Source organism: Lysinibacillus sp. FSL R7-0073 (assembly GCF_038009065.1).
Classification (GTDB): Bacteria; Bacillota; Bacilli; order Bacillales_A; family Planococcaceae; genus Lysinibacillus; species Lysinibacillus fusiformis.
The window spans coordinates 1060339-1076478 of sequence record NZ_JBBPAS010000001.1 but is presented as its reverse complement, the minus strand read 5'-3'; the positions used below and the strand labels follow the sequence as shown (position 1 = coordinate 1076478).

Sequence of the window (16140 nt, the reverse complement as noted above, 5' to 3'; positions counted from 1 at the left end):
TTTTAATGATAAGCACGTAATCCGTACTATAAAACAATGAAAACAGCCATATCTTGATTGATTCTTACAGACAATCTTCCTTATTATAATAACAATAAAAAAACATATGAATCATCTGAACTGTTTCTTACTACAGTTATTGACTTCTACCTTTTAGCAAAGCAAAATCAAAATATAAAAGATTGAATAGCATTTTGGAAAGGGCGTATCAATATGTCTGTAGGCAAAAAATTAAGTTTCGGTTTCTTTACCATTATTCTCACGTTAATCATTTCATTAATGATTATGTTTATGCTATTTTCAAACATAGAAAAAAAGATTGAAAATGCATTAGAAGTTCACGTAGCCCTTGTGGAATTAGCAGATGATATTCAATTTGAAATGGCCATGCAAGGTCTATTTATCCGTGCCATTATTATCGAAGACAATCCTGCGAATAAAGAAAGTTTTAAAGAACATGCAAATTTACTCGATAAGCTAGTAGCTGAAATCAAAGAAAAATCAAATTCCTCTGAAATGGATACATATGCAAACGAATTAAATACGTTTAATGATACTTTTAATAAATCAGCTACTGAGGCACTCGCACTTTTTGAAGCTGGCGACCTAGAAGGAGCTTTGCAAAAGGTTAATGGTGAAGTACAGCAAGCTAATAAAGGCATCCAAGATATATCCAATAAAATTGCGAACTATCAAAAGGGACAACTTGAAACGGTTACACAAGAATCTAAACAAGCCGTGTTCAACTCTCAAATCATTTCAATTATTGCCATCATTATTGGAGTTGTACTTGGCATTATTCTGATGGTTTATATACAGCGAACTATTTCTCGCCCTTTAAAATCGGTAGTCCATTCGGCAAACCAAATTGCAAACGGAGAATTATTCCATCAAGATATCACTCACCATTCTAAAGATGAAATTGGTCAACTTTCAACGGCCTTTAATTCCATGAAAGGCAATCTAAAAGACTTACTAACCCATATTCAAGACAATGCTGAGCATTTAACAGCATCAGTAGAAGAACTTTCGGCTTCTACCGAGGAAATTACTTCCTCCGCTGATGAGATAACGGTGCGTATTAATGAAACAGCCAATGTTGCTAAAGCGGCCACAGTTGCTGCCAATGAAAGTGCTCATGCAATGGATGAAACAGCCGTAGGTGTTCAACGTATAGCAGAAGCAACGCAACAACTTCATCACAGTGCTGTAACAACAAATGAATTAGCTACAAACGGGAACAGTACCGTAGAGAATGCTCAACAACAAATGAATGTGATCCATGATTCAACACAAATAATTAATAATCTTGTTCAAAAATTAAGTAAACAATCAGAAGAGATTAGCCAAATCACTACTGTTATTACAGCCATTACGGATCAAACTAATTTATTAGCACTCAACGCTGCCATTGAAGCAGCCCGAGCTGGAGAGCATGGAAAAGGATTTGCGGTTGTCGCGGATGAGGTTCGTAAGTTAGCTGAGGAATCCAAACAATCGGCTAATCAAATTGTTGCCTTAACGCAGGAGATTCAAGAAGATACACAAAATGTAGAAAAAGCTGTTTTAGAGGGCCTCCATTCGGTTACAGACGGCGTCAAAATCATTGGACATGCAGGACAAGCATTTGAAGCAATCGTGAAAGCCATCAATACAATGACAGATCAAATAGAAGATATATCAGCTACTTCTGAAGAAATTTCAGCTAGCGCAGAACAAGTAGCAGCTTCTGTCGCAGAAATTGCTCACGGTGCTTCAACTAGCTCAGATAGTACACAAATAGTGGCCGCCGCTAGCAAAGAACAAACAATCACGATGCAACAAATCAATCAAGTTGCCGCACATCTAAGTGAAAAGTCCTTAGATTTACAGCATCAAATTAATCAGTTTAAACTTTAATGAAGCAAATGGTGCATTCTTTTTATTGGAATGCACTATTTTTTTATTCATTATGTTATATAATTTTCTGAAGGACAAAGCATAATACCATAATTAAGATATTTGACAAAGAAATTAACCATTGAAAAATCAGATTTTTAGTAATTATTTGCATAATCAATCCTCGCCAGTAAGACAAATGACATCCTCAAAAAAACACTACAAATAAAATGGATTAAATTAGCAAAGGGCGTACAGAATTCAAGGTTTTTATATACTTAATCTTTAATGAATAAAACTTAACCTGATTGCATATATACATATCTAACCATATTCTATGGAAATTATTTCAGTAGAATATATTTAACATAACCAGCCTTCCATTAAATCCATTTTTTCCTTAGTATGGGTACATTTTTTCATAGATTAACTCTACTATTTCTATTTACACTCCACAATTGGGTAATACTAGAAAATTACAAAATAAGTTTCTTATATATCATTAATAGATAGAAATATTCATATTTCGAGATCACAAATTACAAGAAATCACCTGCAAATGAATCTAATTAACTGAGTTTTACTTAGATTTTCTACAAATCTATACAATATCCTCAAAGTATTACATCTATGACTTTTGTATCATTTTTCAAATATTGATATTATTATCGAAAAAATAGGAATTTTCTATATAGTAAATCATTTTTTTATTTTTATTCTATTTTTGATATTCAGAATAGGTAAACATCAAATTTTTATCACACATACACTCTGTTTCATTAGCGTGGTAAATCGGAAAAATTTATTATTCTCTTAACTGTCAGATAATACTATATAAATTTGAATCTTTTTTATTTTGTGCACAATGATTTTTTTGGTATATTAAATAGGAGCTTCACAAAAGGCTTAAAAATTGTATAAGGGGGATTCACATGAATAAAAACAAAAAGTTTTTATTACTAACAGTTCTTGCAGTATTTTCTTTAGTACTTGCTGCATGTGGCTTCGGTGGAGATTCGTCTGAAAAATCAAAAGACGATGGAAAAGATTCTGGTTCATCTGAAACAGCTGCTTCAGGTGGGGAATTAAATGTAGTAGTAGCTTCTGAACCACCATCACTTCATCCTGCATTAGCAACAGATACAACTTCTGGAGTTATTCTTACAAATACTTTTGAAGGATTAACATCGCTTGATGCAGACGCTCGTCCAGTTGCAGCTGCGGCTGAAAGCTGGGAAGTTAGCGAAGATCTAAAAACATACACGTTCAAATTACGTGATGCTAAATGGTCAAACGGAGATCCAGTAGTTGCTGGTGACTTCGAATATGCTTGGAAATGGGCATTAAACCCAGACAATCTTTCTGAATATGCTTCAATCCTTTACCCAATTAAAGGTGCTACAGCATACAACAATGGTGAAGGTTCTGCTGATGACGTAGGCGTTAAAGCTGAAGATGATAAAACATTAGTAGTAACTTTAGAAAACCCAACACCTTACTTCTTAGAATTAACAGCATTCAAAACATACGCACCATTAAACCAAAAAGTAGTTGAAGGTAATGATGAGTGGTATACAGATGCTGGTGAAAACTTTGTAACAAACGGACCATTCACATTAGGTGAGTGGAGACACAACGATACAATCGTATTAAAGAAAAACCCAGAATACTGGGATGCTGATAAAGTGGCTTTAGACACTGTTAATATTGGTATGGTTGAATCTGAAGCAACAGCAGTAACAATGTTCAAAGGTGGAGAAATTGACTACCTTGGAGCACCATTCCAATCTGTAGCACTTGATGCTATTGATGGATTTAAAGCTGATAAATCTTTAAATATCAATGACCAAGCTTCTGTATATTGGTACAAGCTAAATACAAAAGATAAGATCACTGGAAACGCTAACATCCGTAAAGCATTAGCATTAGCAGTAGATCGACAAGCATTAATTGATAATGTTACTAAAGGTGAGCAAAAACCTGCATTAGGTATGGTTCCTACCGCAGTTCATGGCTTTGAAGAAGACCGTGGTTACTACAAAGATAACGATATCGAAGGTGCTAAAGCTGCACTTGAAGCTGGTATGAAAGAACTTGGTATTACAAACCCAGCAGATATCAAAATTAACCTTTCTTACAACACTAGTGAAGCACACGCTGCTATCGCACAATTCGTACAAGAAAACTGGACTAAAAACCTTGGAATTACTGTAGGTCTAGATAACTCTGAATGGCAAGTTTACTTAGAAAAACTTAACCAATTAGACTACCAAGTTGGCCGTATGGGCTGGGTTGGTGACTACAACGATGCTTATACATTCCTAGAAATGTATGACACTGCTGCAAACGGTAACAACGATACTGGTTGGGAAAATGCAGAGTACAAAAAATTATTAGAACAATCTAATACGGAAGCAGATCCAGCGAAACGTCTTGAGCTTTTAAAACAAGCTGAAGCAATTGCTGTTTCTGAGTTCCCAGTTGTTCCAATTTACTACTACACGAACCTATCTGTAGTACAAGATTATGTGAAAGACATGAAGGCAGACATCCTTGGTAACATCTCTCTTAAAGAGGTTAAAGTAGAGAAATAAACAACAACATTTCGCTTATTTAGCTCTACAGCGAAGAGCTGCCTCGTAGCCCCTACGGCGCGAGTCAGCTCTTTTTAAAATACGAAGGCATATATTTGTCAGACAATTGACAAATAGAAGGAGGAGTTTTATGTGATTAAATATATTTTGAAAAGGCTGATGTATATACTTCTCGCGCTTTTCGTCATCGTAACTGTTACGTTTTTCTTAATGCGTCTCGCTCCTGGTAGTCCTTTTGCGAGTGAACGTAATTTCCCACCTCAAATCGAGGAGAAGTTAAACGAAACGTATGGATTAAATAACCCTTGGTATATACAATATAAAGATTATTTAATCGATACGGCCACTTTCAATTTCGGTGAGTCAATGAAATATAAAGCGCGTTCTACAAATGATATGATTTCTGAAAGTTTCCCTGTTTCTTTAACATTAGGGATTGAGGCTATGCTATTAGCAATTGGATTCGGTGTTTTAATTGGCGTAGTTTCCGCGCTATATCATAATAAGTTCCCGGATTATTTGGCAACGTCCTTTGCGGTGCTCGGTATATCAGTACCTTCATTTATCTTGGCAGGTTTAATGCAGTATTTCTTGGCCTTTAAGCTAGGTTGGTTCCCAATCAGTGGATGGAAAGGCTTTGTTTATAGTATATTACCAGCCTTTGCAATTGCTCTCTCACACATGGGCTTTATTGCAAAGCTAACTCGTTCAAGTATGCTTGAACAAAACAATAGTGAATATGTAAAAATGGCTCGTGCGAAAGGTATTGGTAAATGGACAATCGTATTCCGCCATACATTACGAAATGCCCTACTACCAGTTGTAACGTACATTGGTCCTTTAACAGCTGGTGTTGTTACAGGTAGTTTCATTGTAGAGCAAATTTTCGCTATTCCTGGACTTGGTAAACACTTCGTTCAAAGTATTACAAACCGTGACTATACGGTAATTATGGGTACGACAGTGTTCTATTCCATCATCCTTTTATTTGCGGTATTAATCGTTGATATTTTATATAGCGTGATTGATCCGCGTATTAAACTGAAAGGAGCGAAAAAATAATGACACAGCAACAAATTGAAAAAGATAAGTTTAAAATTGTTGGTGGCAATCATGAAGCAACGGAAAAATTAGCTGATAAATCAGTCTCCTTTTGGAAAGAAGTATTTCTCCGTTTCTCTCATAATAAATTGGCCATTATTGGGATAATTATTTTAATCATTGTTATTTTAATGGCTACTTTCGTACCAATTTTATCTCAATACAAAGCAAGTGATCAGCTCGGTGTTTACAATGCCCCTCCATCTGCACAATTTTGGTTTGGAACGGATGATCTTGGCCGTGACATTTTCGTTCGTATTTGGGAAGGAGCTCGTATTTCCTTATTTATTGGAATTGCTGCAGCGATTATTGACTTAATTATCGGTGTTATTTGGGGAAGTATTTCAGGTTTAGCAGGCGGTCGTGTTGATAACATTATGATGCGTATTGCTGACGTTTTAACAGCTGTACCTTACCTTTTAGTAGTAATCGTACTTTTAGTTGTTATGCAACCTGGTTTAATCCCTATGATTATTGCCTTGTCTATCACTGGATGGATTAATATGGCACGTATCGTTCGTGGTGAAGTATTATCTATTAAAAATCAAGAATATGTTCTTGCTGCTCGCACATTAGGTGCAAGTACAGGACATTTAATTATTAAACACTTAGTTCCAAATGCTCTTGGTGCCATTTTAGTAACGATGACTTTAACAATTCCATCTGCTATCTTCACTGAGTCATTCCTAAGTTACCTAGGTCTTGGGGTTCCTGCTCCAACTGCTTCATGGGGTACAATGGCTTCTGACGGTAATAAGGCTATAGCTAATGCACCATGGCGCTTGATTTTCCCAGCAGTATTTATCTCACTAACAATCTTTGCGTTTAACGCTGTTGGTGACGGCTTACGTGATGCTCTAGATCCAAAACTACGTAAATAAGGAGGTGGCCGAAATGAGTAAAACAATTCTTGAAGTAAAAGATTTAAAAATTAACTTTAAAACTTATGCAGGGCTTGTTCATGCTGTACGTGGTGTTAACTTTGATTTAAAGGAAGGTGAAACACTAGCTATAGTTGGTGAATCAGGTTCGGGTAAAAGTGTTACGAGTAATGCATTAATGAAACTAATTCCACAGCCACCTGGTATTTATGAGTCAGGACAAATTTTATTTAATGGCCGTGATTTAGTTCCGTTAACTGATAAAGAAATGTCTAAAGTACGCGGAAATGAAATTGCAATGATTTTCCAAGATCCAATGACAAGTTTGAATCCAACTATGAAGGTCGGACGTCAAATAACTGAAGTAATTTTGCAACATAGAAAAGTTTCTAAAGCAGATGCAAAAAAACGTGCTATTGAGCTTTTAACACAGGTAGGTATCCCCTTCCCTGAGAAACGTTATAATCAATATCCACATGAATTTTCAGGTGGTATGCGTCAACGTGTTGTTATTGCGATCGCCCTTGCAGCAGATCCTAAGCTACTGATTGCCGATGAGCCAACAACAGCCCTAGACGTAACCATTCAAGCACAAATTTTAGAGCTAATGAAGGAAATTCAAAAGAACTCGAAAACATCTATCATTTTCATTACACACGATTTAGGTGTTGTGGCGAACATTGCCGATCGTGTTGCCGTAATGTACGCTGGACAAATCGTAGAGTATGGTACTGTTAATGATATTTTCTATAATCCAAAGCACCCATACACATGGGGTCTACTAGGTTCTATGCCTGATCTAGATAATGATACAGATGAGTTATTACGCACGATCCCTGGTTCACCACCAGATCTTACGAACCCACCTAAAGGGGATGCATTTGCAGCACGTAACGAGTTCGCAATGGCCATTGATTATGAACAAGAACCACCAATGTTCCAAGTAAGTGAAACGCATTTTGCAAAAACGTGGTTATTGCATCCTGATGCACCAAAGATTCCTCTTCCTGAAGCAGTTGCTAAACGTATTGAAGGGTATTTAGCAAAGGAGGCACAAGAAAATGACTAAAACTGGTGCTAAAAAAATTCTTGAAATTAAAAACTTAAAGCAGCATTTTGGATCACCAAGTAATCCAATCAAAGCCGTAGATGGTATTAGCTTCGATGTTTATGAAGGTGAAACACTTGGTCTTGTAGGCGAATCGGGTTGTGGAAAGTCAACAACGGGTCGTTCAATCATTCGATTATATGATATTACAGGTGGCGAGATTGTTTTCGATGGGGAAAATGTTCATGGAAAAAAATCTAAAAGTGAGTTAAAGAATTTTAACCGCCAAATGCAAATGATTTTCCAAGATCCTTACGCTTCTTTAAATCCTCGTATGACAGCCGGTGAAATCATTGGTGAAGCCTTTGATATCCATGGCCTTTACAAGGAGAAAAATGAACGTCGTGCAAAAATTCAAGAGCTACTTGAAGCTGTTGGTTTAAACAAAGAGCACGCGAATCGTTACGCACATGAATTCTCTGGTGGTCAACGTCAACGTATTGGGATTGCCCGTGCGCTAAGCTTAGATCCTAAGTTTATCATTGCCGATGAGCCGATCTCTGCGCTTGACGTATCGATCCAAGCTCAGGTTGTTAACTTACTAAAACAACTTCAAAAAGAACGTGGCTTAACATATCTTTTCATTGCCCATGACCTTTCGATGGTAAAATACATCAGTGACCGTATTGCTGTAATGTACCGCGGTAAAATCATGGAAATCGGTAAAGCAGATGATATTTACAATCACCCTGTCCACCCGTATACTAAATCTTTATTATCAGCAATCCCACTTCCTGATCCAATGTCAGAGAAACGTCGTCAACGTATTCCGTACAAGCATACTGAAGTTGACGAAACTGCATCGTATCATGAAGTAGGCGACCAACACTATGTATATGGCACTGCTGATCTAGTTAAAACTTGGGTTAATAGTCGATAAAACTTGAACTCCTGTCTACAGTTTTAATACTGGGATGGGAGTTTTTTTTTAAACTTTGTCCATTTTGTTCTATAACTAATAAGTTTGTACATAAATTTATATGTATGAAGCATTGAAAATATTACTTATATTCCATTTATCAGGTTATATATTATTGATATTAATAAAAGAATGATAAAACATATCAAAACTTTTATTTGCTTTTTGTGGGAACTTATAAGTATTTCTTTAGAAAGCAGTATTCCCCTTCTAGTGTGGCTTCAAGCCTTGCTACAAAGACCTTAACTAACTATCAATTTTAGATAACAGCTCACTATATTGCCTTACTTTGAATATTTCCTAATATAATCTAAGTATTTTTTGAATTGTATTATTAAAAAAGCAGCTTTTCTTCTTTGTAGAAAAGCTGCTTTTTTGATTAATAATAAACTATTTAATAGGTTGATCAGCTAATAATTCAATTGTTTGGAGATTACTATTAGTATCATTTTCATAAGTTGCATTCCAGTTTTTCACGCGTTTATTAACAGGAATTATTTCTGTACGGAAGAAAGTTGGTACTACCATTGCTTTTTCACTCATATATTCTTGCCACTCTCTGAAAGCCTTTGTACGTGTATCTTGATCCATAGCCTCTTCTGAGTCAATAGCGTCTAATAATTTTGTTAATTCAGGAGATACATAACGGCTAAAGTTAAATTCAGCACCTTCACCATATAAACCTTTAGGAGATGGATTTGTTCCAGTTCCCCATGCAGCTTGATACATATCGATTTCTGGATCATCTGCTTGAACTTTATCATAGAAAGCATTGAATTCGATAAGACGACCTGTTGTTAATTGTACGTCTAACCCCACTTCTTTCCAGTTTTGACGGAAGTATTCAACAATCGCTTCATCTGTTTCTGAACCAGCCATTGAAGCTAAGCGAATAGAGAATTTTTTACCATCTTTATCTTCACGAATACCGTCACCATCAACATCTTTAAAGCCAGCTTTATCTAATAATTCTTTTGCTTTTTCAGGATCATAATTATAGCCTTCTAATGATGCATCATAATAGGATGCAAATACTGGTGGAATTAAAGAATTTCCGCGCTCACGTAATCCTTGATAGAATTTTTCTGCAACACCTTCAACATCCATTGCAAATGCAACAGCCTGACGTAATTCAATACTATTCATTTTTGACTTTTCATCAAATACGTTTACTTTATTTGTTGTATCGTATTTTCCTAATTTAAAGCCGATATACGAATATGATAATTCTGGACGACCTAATAATGCTATGTTTTGTAAATCCTTAATACTATCATACTGATTAGTTGGGTATGATGTAGCAATATCATATTTTCCAGTACGTAATGCTTCACCAATTGAAGTTGGTGGAACAACCTCAAGTACTACTTTATCCACTTTTGGCTTGCCTTTAAAATAATGTTCGTTTGCTACAAACTGTACAGACTCACCATTTACGACTTTATCAATTTTAAATGCACCAAGTGTTACTGGATTTTTACGTACTGCATCTGAAGCAAGTAAATCTTTCACTGGAATAGATTCTAATTGATGTTTAGGTTCAGCATAAGCCCATAAACCATCACCAATGGAGTAAATAGCTGGTGATACTTTTTTAAGTTGGATTTTAATGCTCTTGTCATCAACTTTTGTAATACCTGAAATTGTATCTGCTTTACCACTATGATATTCTTCTGCACCTACAATGTTTTTAAAATCATCATCATAACGAACACCTGTATAATCTGGATGACCAATTAGCTCATATGGGAAAATTAGATCATCAGCTGTTAAAGGTGTACCATCTGACCATTTATAATCACCTTGAATTGTGACAGTTGCAGTTTTTGCCTCAGCATCAACGTCTAACTTTGCAATACCTTTGTCTGTAACAAGGAAGTTTCCATCTTGTTCAAAAAGCACATTAGACGCAAAGGCTAAAATTTCTGAATCATAAGCATCTTCGTATAGTTCCCAGTTGAAAATACCTTGGAACGGAGAGCTTGTTACAAGTCCTACGCGTAATGTACCACCTTGGATTGCGTCTCCTTCATTTGTTACTTCCGTTGGTAATAATGAATCACTAGTTCCTTCAGACTCGCCGGATTTTTCTGTTTCACCAGACTTTTCTGTGTTATCAGTTTCTCCGCCTTTTTCAGACCCATTGCCTCCACCACTGCAGGCTGCTAAAACTAGCATGAATGCAAATAAAATGGACAAAAATAACCAATTTTTCTTCATGTGTAAATCCTCCCCTTTATCCTAATCGTTGTTTTGCGTCAGCTGCACGTCTTAGCGCTTGACCGACATAATTTATACCAAGCATCAATACTAAAATTAATAATGATGCGGGCAACCAAATCCACCATTTTGAAGATAATACTACCGGGTTTGTTGCATAGCTTACTAACGTCCCTAAGCTAGGTGTAGATGGTGGTAAACCAAAGCCTAAGAAAGATAGACCCGTTTCAATGCCAACATTCCCTGCAAAGTTTAACGTTAACTCTACTATTAGCAACGAACTTAAATTTGGTAGTATCCCTTTAAACATAATGGCAAAATCACTAGTCCCCATTGTTTTCGAGGCACTTACATAATCTCTACGTCCTTCAGATAAAGCTTTACTTCGAACGAGACGCGCAGTACTTATCCATTGAAAGGCACTTAAAATTAAAATTAATTCAAAAACACCATATTTCGGTATAATTGTAACTAACACAATGATAATCATTAATGTCGGTAAGGTCATAAGAAAATCAATGATACGCATAAATAAATTATCGATAAAGCCGCCATAATAGCCCATTATAATACCTAGTGCGATCCCTAAGGCATTTGCAATAAGGGTAATAGCAACTGCAATTAATATAGAATTTTTCGCACCGATAATTAGCTGTCCATACATATCACGACCAGCCTCATCAGCCCCAAGGATATATCCATTAACACCAGGCTCTGTAAAACGCTCTAATAATTTAATTCGTAATATTTCATCCTGATTCATAAAGGCGGACATAATCAGTATTACAATTATAAGCAACGTTATTCCAATAAATGACAATAACGCTAATTTATCTTTTCTGAATTCACGGATCACGACTTGAATTCCTGTTGGTGGCATACTTTCAACTTTTACTACATCATTTTTTTGCTCCATTTTATTCACCTCTCCTTATGCGTTCAATGTAACTGTTAGTCTATGCGGATACGTGGATCAACAATGCTCATAATGATATCTGACAATAGACTACCTAATAACGCTAAGAAGCCATAAAGCATAACAAGAGCTGTAATAACACTATAATCGCGACTTGTTACGGAATGGATGAATAATTGACCCATGCCCGGGAAGCCAAAAATTGTCTCTATGAAAATCGAGCCGCCTAATAAACCTGTAATTGTAAAGCCAAGGAAGGCCGCAATTGGTAATAAAGAGTTACGGAAAATATGTCTTCTATAGATTTTTTTCATCGGTACGCCTTTACTACGAGCGGTTTTAACATAATCCTGTGTTTTGGCATCAATAATTTCTGAACGTAAGTATTGAATAATCGTCGTTGTCGCTAAAATGGCATACGTCATTGCAGGTAGTATTAAATGATACAAGCGATTCCAATAATACTCGAGCGTTCCAGGCTCTACACCTACATCAACTGTTCCACTCGTTGGAAACCACATTAAACGATAGCCAAAAATATATAAGAAAATTAAGCCCAATACAAAGGTTGGTATTGCATAGCTTATAAAGCTATACAGAGTAATTGACTTATCATACAAAGTATCCTGCTTACGTCCAGCTATCATTCCTAAAGGGATAGCTATTAAATAAACAAGGATGGTACTAAGTAGGGCAAGCCAAAATGTGTTTAATGCACGCTCGCCAATCAATGAGGACACTGCAAGTTTATATGTATAGCTTTGTCCAAAATCACCCTGAAAGGCATTGATCACCCAATGATAATATTGTACATACCATGGATCATAATAACCCGCTTGAATTCTAAGTTCTTCAATACGTGCAGGGTCTGTTTCTGGTGTAATTAACCCTGTAAAAGGATCACCCGGCATTTGTTTTGCTAAAATAAAAATAATTAAGCTTAACACAAACATTTGAGGAATCATTAAAATTACTCTTCTAGCTATTGTTTTCCACATTTCACATTCCTCCTGACATTGCAACCATATGTGTGTCTGAAATGGATTTCAGTGGATAGACTTTTCCATGCTCATCATAGTATTTATGTTGCTCTTGTTGATAATTTCCTTCTACTTGTTGTCGAATTAATTTACGCTCATTCCTAGTCTCTGGTTCGATATTTGGAATAGCTGATAAAAGTCGGTTCGTGTATATATGCTGCGGATTTTTATAAATATCATGTCTTGTGCCAGTTTCCACAAAGCGTCCTTTATACATAATAGAAATGTGATCACACATATGTTTAACAACACCTAAATCATGGGAAATGAATAAGTATGTAAGACCATACTCATTTTGGATATCTTTCATAAAGTTCAATACTTGTGCCTGTACTGATAGATCAAGCGCTGAAACAGGCTCATCCGCAATAATCATTTTAGGGTTACAAGCAACCGCTCGCGCAATACCGAGGCGTTGCTTTTGACCACCTGAAAATTCATGGGGATATTTTAATAAAACATCTTCTGACATTCCAACAATAGCAAGCAACTCTTTAATGCGCTTGCGTTCCTCTTGATCACTAAGCTTCATAAAATTACGAATAGGCTCTGCTAAAATATCGAGAACGCGTTTTCTAGGATTCATACTTGAATGAGAATCTTGGAAAATCATTTGTATGTCTCTGTTATAGGCAGAATCCCGTTTTCTCTGCTGATTTGTCACATTTTCGCCCTCATAAAAAATTTGACCTGAGGTGATTTTTTCTAAGCCGATGATTGCTTTTCCTGTTGTTGATTTACCTGATCCTGATTCTCCGACTAGCCCATACGTCTTGCCCTTTTCGAACTCCATTGTTACGCCATCCACTGCATATACTCGATCAACAACGGTATTAAAAAATCCACCACGTATTGGATAGTGAACACTTAAATCTTTAATTTGCATAAAGCTCATACAGTCCCGCCCCCTTCTTCACCTTCGAAATGAAAGTGTTTCCAGCAGGTACATCTCACAAAATGTCCTGGTGCAATTTCATGTAATTGTGGTTTTGCTTCATGTGAAGATGCATCAATCCACGGAATACGTCCTGAAAAACGACAACCTTCTCGAGGTAAATTAATTAAGGATGGTACCATTCCTTGAATAACCTCGAGTCTTTCATTTTCGCTATGTGTTTGTGGAATTGAATTTAATAGTGAACGAGTGTAAGGGTGCCTTGGATTGTTGAATAACTCCTGAACGGGCGCCTCTTCTACGACTTCACCTGCGTACATAACTACAACTCGGTCAGCCATCTCTGCTACAACACCTAAATCATGCGTAATGAGAATAATGCCTGTCTCTGTCTCAGTCTGTAAGGCTTTTAGCAGGTCCAAAATTTGAGCCTGAATTGTAACATCTAAAGCTGTTGTTGGTTCATCAGCAATTAATATAGCCGGCTTACATGATAGGGCGATTGCAATCATGACACGCTGACGCATCCCCCCAGATAACTGATGAGGAAATTGTCTAGCTACACGTTCTGGGTTTGCAATCCCAACTTGATTTAGTAATTCTAATACTCTTGCACTTCGCTGTTGTTTTGAAAGCTTCGTATGATAGATTAACCCCTCCTCAATTTGTTCGCTAATTCTCATTAAAGGGTTAAGTGCTGAAAGTGGGTCCTGAAAAATAAATCCTATGTCATTACCACGTAAGTTATTAAATTGTTGGTCATTCAATTTAGCTAGATTTTGATTATTATAAAAAATATCACCAGTAACCTTTGTATTTACTTCATTGTGCAAACCTACAATAGTAGTCGCTAACGTACTTTTACCACAACCTGATTCTCCAACTATTGCTAATACCTCATTTTTTTGAAGCGAAAGTGAGACATCATCTACAGCAGCGTGGTATGTATCTTTTATGCGAAAACTTGTAGTCAAATTTGTTATTGTTAGTAAGTCTTTTGCTGTATTCAAACAATCTCTCCTCTATAATTCAATATTCTGAAAATACAAACGATACTTTTTATATCAGAATTATATTTAGTTTTTCTCTCTTCTCCTCTCATTTTTATCTTGGCAAGTTTGATTTTAATAAATTTTTCGCCTTCAACTCGTCATCCACTAATAGAATTATCTGAAAATTAAACTGTGCTATTATTTTAGCTAGAAAACATGTATAAACGCAAGTCCCTTTTTCAAATTATTTCAATCCGGCTTATAAATTTCCACCAGACATCTCCCTCAAAAAAATAATTTTGACTGTAAGAAATATTTTACTTTTTCTTTACAAAGTTACAATTTTCACAAATAAAAATTATGTAAATATAATAAAAAAAATACATCATAAATTTATATCCTCAAATAAAATGCTCTTAATCTCAAGGATACAAGTAATTTATAGCAAAAAATTAAAAGTTAACTTTTATGGTAAAGTTATATTTCACACATTTTTATTTTCAATGAATAATTTCGGGCGTTGAAGTGCTAATATTTCAAATTACTTTGAGAAAACAATTTAAAGCTTTTAGTTTTTGGCTACCTACCATACTTCTTAATTAATCCAAATTGACGAATTTTTATATAATATTCAATATAGAAATACTATTTAGAATATATTTAAAGGAAATTACATGTTTTTATGTTAAAATTTCCAATGACAAAGTTTTATTATATTATTTTTAATTTCAGTATAAGGAAAGGTTGTCTGTGATGGCAAAAATTAATGATACATGGTTTACAGTAGAAGAAATCAATAATGAAACGTATGCTATAAGTGAATATGGTCATTGGGAAAAAGTGCATTCTTTTTTATTGCTTGGGGAAAAACGCGCTGTTCTCATTGATACAGGTCTTGGGGTCGATAATATTCAAAGAATTAGTAAACAATTAACCTCTTTGCCCATTTCTGTGATTACAACACATGTCCATTGGGACCATATTGGTAGTCATGGAGCGTTTGATGATATTTATGTTCATAAGGATGAAGTTGATTGGCTAATCCATGGTATCCCTAAATTATCTATCGAACAGATCAGAACGGATGTTGGACGTAATATTACGTTACCTACACCTAAAACGTTTAATCCATCGAACTACAAGCCTTTTCAGGGACAGCCTTCAGGTATATTAGAAGATGGTGATATTATAAATATAGGAAACCGAAAATTATCTATTCTCCACACGCCAGGGCACTCTCCTGGCCATATTGCTCTTTTGGATCATAAATATGGTTATCTGTTTACAGGGGACTTACTATATGATCAAGCTCCTATTTATGCATTTTTTCCAACTACTAGCCCTGAGGACTTAGTCCAATCTTTAGAGAAAATAGCTAACTTATCTTCGCTTACGAAAATTTTCGGATCACATCATACATTAGGTCTTGACCCTTCTATTTTATTAGAGGTAAAAAAGGCAGTTATTACACTTCGAGAGAATAATCTAGTACGTTTTGGGACAGGTATACATCGTTTTAATGGTTTTAGTATTCAATTTTAAATAACCTCTCCCTATTTAAATAGGAAGAAAAAAGCTGTTCTACAGGTCAAATAA

General features: G+C 35.6%; 12 protein-coding genes. 7 read left to right on the top strand and 5 right to left on the bottom strand.

The window, feature by feature from the left end; all coding sequences use genetic code 11:
• The first annotated feature begins 213 nt into the window (after positions 1-213).
• From MKY88_RS05065 to MKY88_RS05040, 6 genes are all read left to right on the top strand, one after another.
• Positions 214-1899, top strand: a complete 1686-nt coding sequence (locus tag MKY88_RS05065; RefSeq protein WP_340813111.1) for a methyl-accepting chemotaxis protein — start codon at positions 214-216, stop codon at positions 1897-1899.
• 911 nt (positions 1900-2810) lie between these two features.
• Complete coding sequence (locus MKY88_RS05060; protein ID WP_258267936.1) at positions 2811-4472, top strand: peptide ABC transporter substrate-binding protein; 1662 nt, start codon at positions 2811-2813, stop codon at positions 4470-4472.
• A gap of 132 nt (positions 4473-4604) precedes the next feature.
• Positions 4605-5534, top strand: coding sequence for an ABC transporter permease (locus tag MKY88_RS05055; RefSeq protein WP_031418948.1), 930 nt, complete (start codon positions 4605-4607; stop codon positions 5532-5534).
• On the top strand, positions 5534-6454 hold the full coding sequence (locus tag MKY88_RS05050) for an ABC transporter permease (protein WP_258267935.1): 921 nt from the start codon (positions 5534-5536) through the stop codon (positions 6452-6454). Before MKY88_RS05055 ends, MKY88_RS05050 begins: the two co-directional genes overlap by 1 nt.
• Positions 6455-6467: 13 nt before the next feature.
• A complete protein-coding gene (locus tag MKY88_RS05045) occupies positions 6468-7523 on the top strand; it encodes an ABC transporter ATP-binding protein (RefSeq protein ID WP_036123858.1) in 1056 nt (351 codons plus the stop codon).
• The gene (locus tag MKY88_RS05040) at positions 7516-8442 is read left to right on the top strand and encodes an ABC transporter ATP-binding protein (RefSeq protein ID WP_069480304.1); all 927 of its coding nucleotides are present in this window, start codon (positions 7516-7518) and stop codon (positions 8440-8442) included. Before MKY88_RS05045 ends, MKY88_RS05040 begins: the two co-directional genes overlap by 8 nt.
• A 429-nt stretch (positions 8443-8871) precedes the next feature.
• Here the strand turns inward: MKY88_RS05040 and MKY88_RS05035 are convergent, their stop codons facing one another.
• Genes MKY88_RS05035 through MKY88_RS05015 form a run of 5 tightly spaced genes read right to left on the bottom strand, consistent with a single transcriptional unit; the run spans position 8872 to position 14562 of the window.
• Positions 8872-10701, bottom strand: coding sequence for an oligopeptide ABC transporter substrate-binding protein (locus tag MKY88_RS05035; protein WP_340813109.1), 1830 nt, complete (start codon positions 10699-10701; stop codon positions 8872-8874).
• A 16-nt stretch (positions 10702-10717) separates the two neighbouring features.
• A complete protein-coding gene (locus MKY88_RS05030; RefSeq protein WP_204162639.1) occupies positions 10718-11617 on the bottom strand; it encodes an ABC transporter permease in 900 nt (299 codons plus the stop codon).
• A 35-nt stretch (positions 11618-11652) separates the two neighbouring features.
• Positions 11653-12615, bottom strand: a complete 963-nt coding sequence (gene opp4B, locus MKY88_RS05025; RefSeq protein WP_008173810.1) for an oligopeptide ABC transporter permease — start codon at positions 12613-12615, stop codon at positions 11653-11655.
• Between the two features lies 1 nt (position 12616).
• Entirely contained in the window at positions 12617-13552 is a 936-nt protein-coding gene (locus tag MKY88_RS05020) for an ATP-binding cassette domain-containing protein (protein ID WP_012293193.1), read from the bottom strand.
• The gene (locus MKY88_RS05015; RefSeq protein ID WP_258267933.1) at positions 13549-14562 is read right to left on the bottom strand and encodes an ABC transporter ATP-binding protein; all 1014 of its coding nucleotides are present in this window, start codon (positions 14560-14562) and stop codon (positions 13549-13551) included. Before MKY88_RS05015 ends, MKY88_RS05020 begins: the two co-directional genes overlap by 4 nt.
• Before the next feature lie 735 nt (positions 14563-15297).
• On the opposite strand from MKY88_RS05015, the gene MKY88_RS05010 reads away from it, so the two are divergent.
• Complete coding sequence (locus MKY88_RS05010; RefSeq protein WP_258267932.1) at positions 15298-16086, top strand: MBL fold metallo-hydrolase; 789 nt, start codon at positions 15298-15300, stop codon at positions 16084-16086.
• Positions 16087-16140: the final 54 nt, after the last annotated feature.

Coding starts and splice junctions, on each gene's coding strand:
- MKY88_RS05065 (WP_340813111.1), top strand. CDS start 214: ATGTCTGTAGGCAAAAAATTAAGTTTCGGTTTCTTTACCATTATTCTC.
- MKY88_RS05060 (WP_258267936.1), top strand. CDS start 2,811: ATGAATAAAAACAAAAAGTTTTTATTACTAACAGTTCTTGCAGTATTT.
- MKY88_RS05050 (WP_258267935.1), top strand. CDS start 5,534: ATGACACAGCAACAAATTGAAAAAGATAAGTTTAAAATTGTTGGTGGC.
- MKY88_RS05045 (WP_036123858.1), top strand. CDS start 6,468: ATGAGTAAAACAATTCTTGAAGTAAAAGATTTAAAAATTAACTTTAAA.
- MKY88_RS05040 (WP_069480304.1), top strand. CDS start 7,516: ATGACTAAAACTGGTGCTAAAAAAATTCTTGAAATTAAAAACTTAAAG.
- MKY88_RS05035 (WP_340813109.1), bottom strand. CDS start 10,701: ATGAAGAAAAATTGGTTATTTTTGTCCATTTTATTTGCATTCATGCTA.
- MKY88_RS05030 (WP_204162639.1), bottom strand. CDS start 11,617: ATGGAGCAAAAAAATGATGTAGTAAAAGTTGAAAGTATGCCACCAACA.
- opp4B (WP_008173810.1), bottom strand. CDS start 12,615: ATGTGGAAAACAATAGCTAGAAGAGTAATTTTAATGATTCCTCAAATG.
- MKY88_RS05020 (WP_012293193.1), bottom strand. CDS start 13,552: ATGAGCTTTATGCAAATTAAAGATTTAAGTGTTCACTATCCAATACGT.
- MKY88_RS05010 (WP_258267932.1), top strand. CDS start 15,298: ATGGCAAAAATTAATGATACATGGTTTACAGTAGAAGAAATCAATAAT.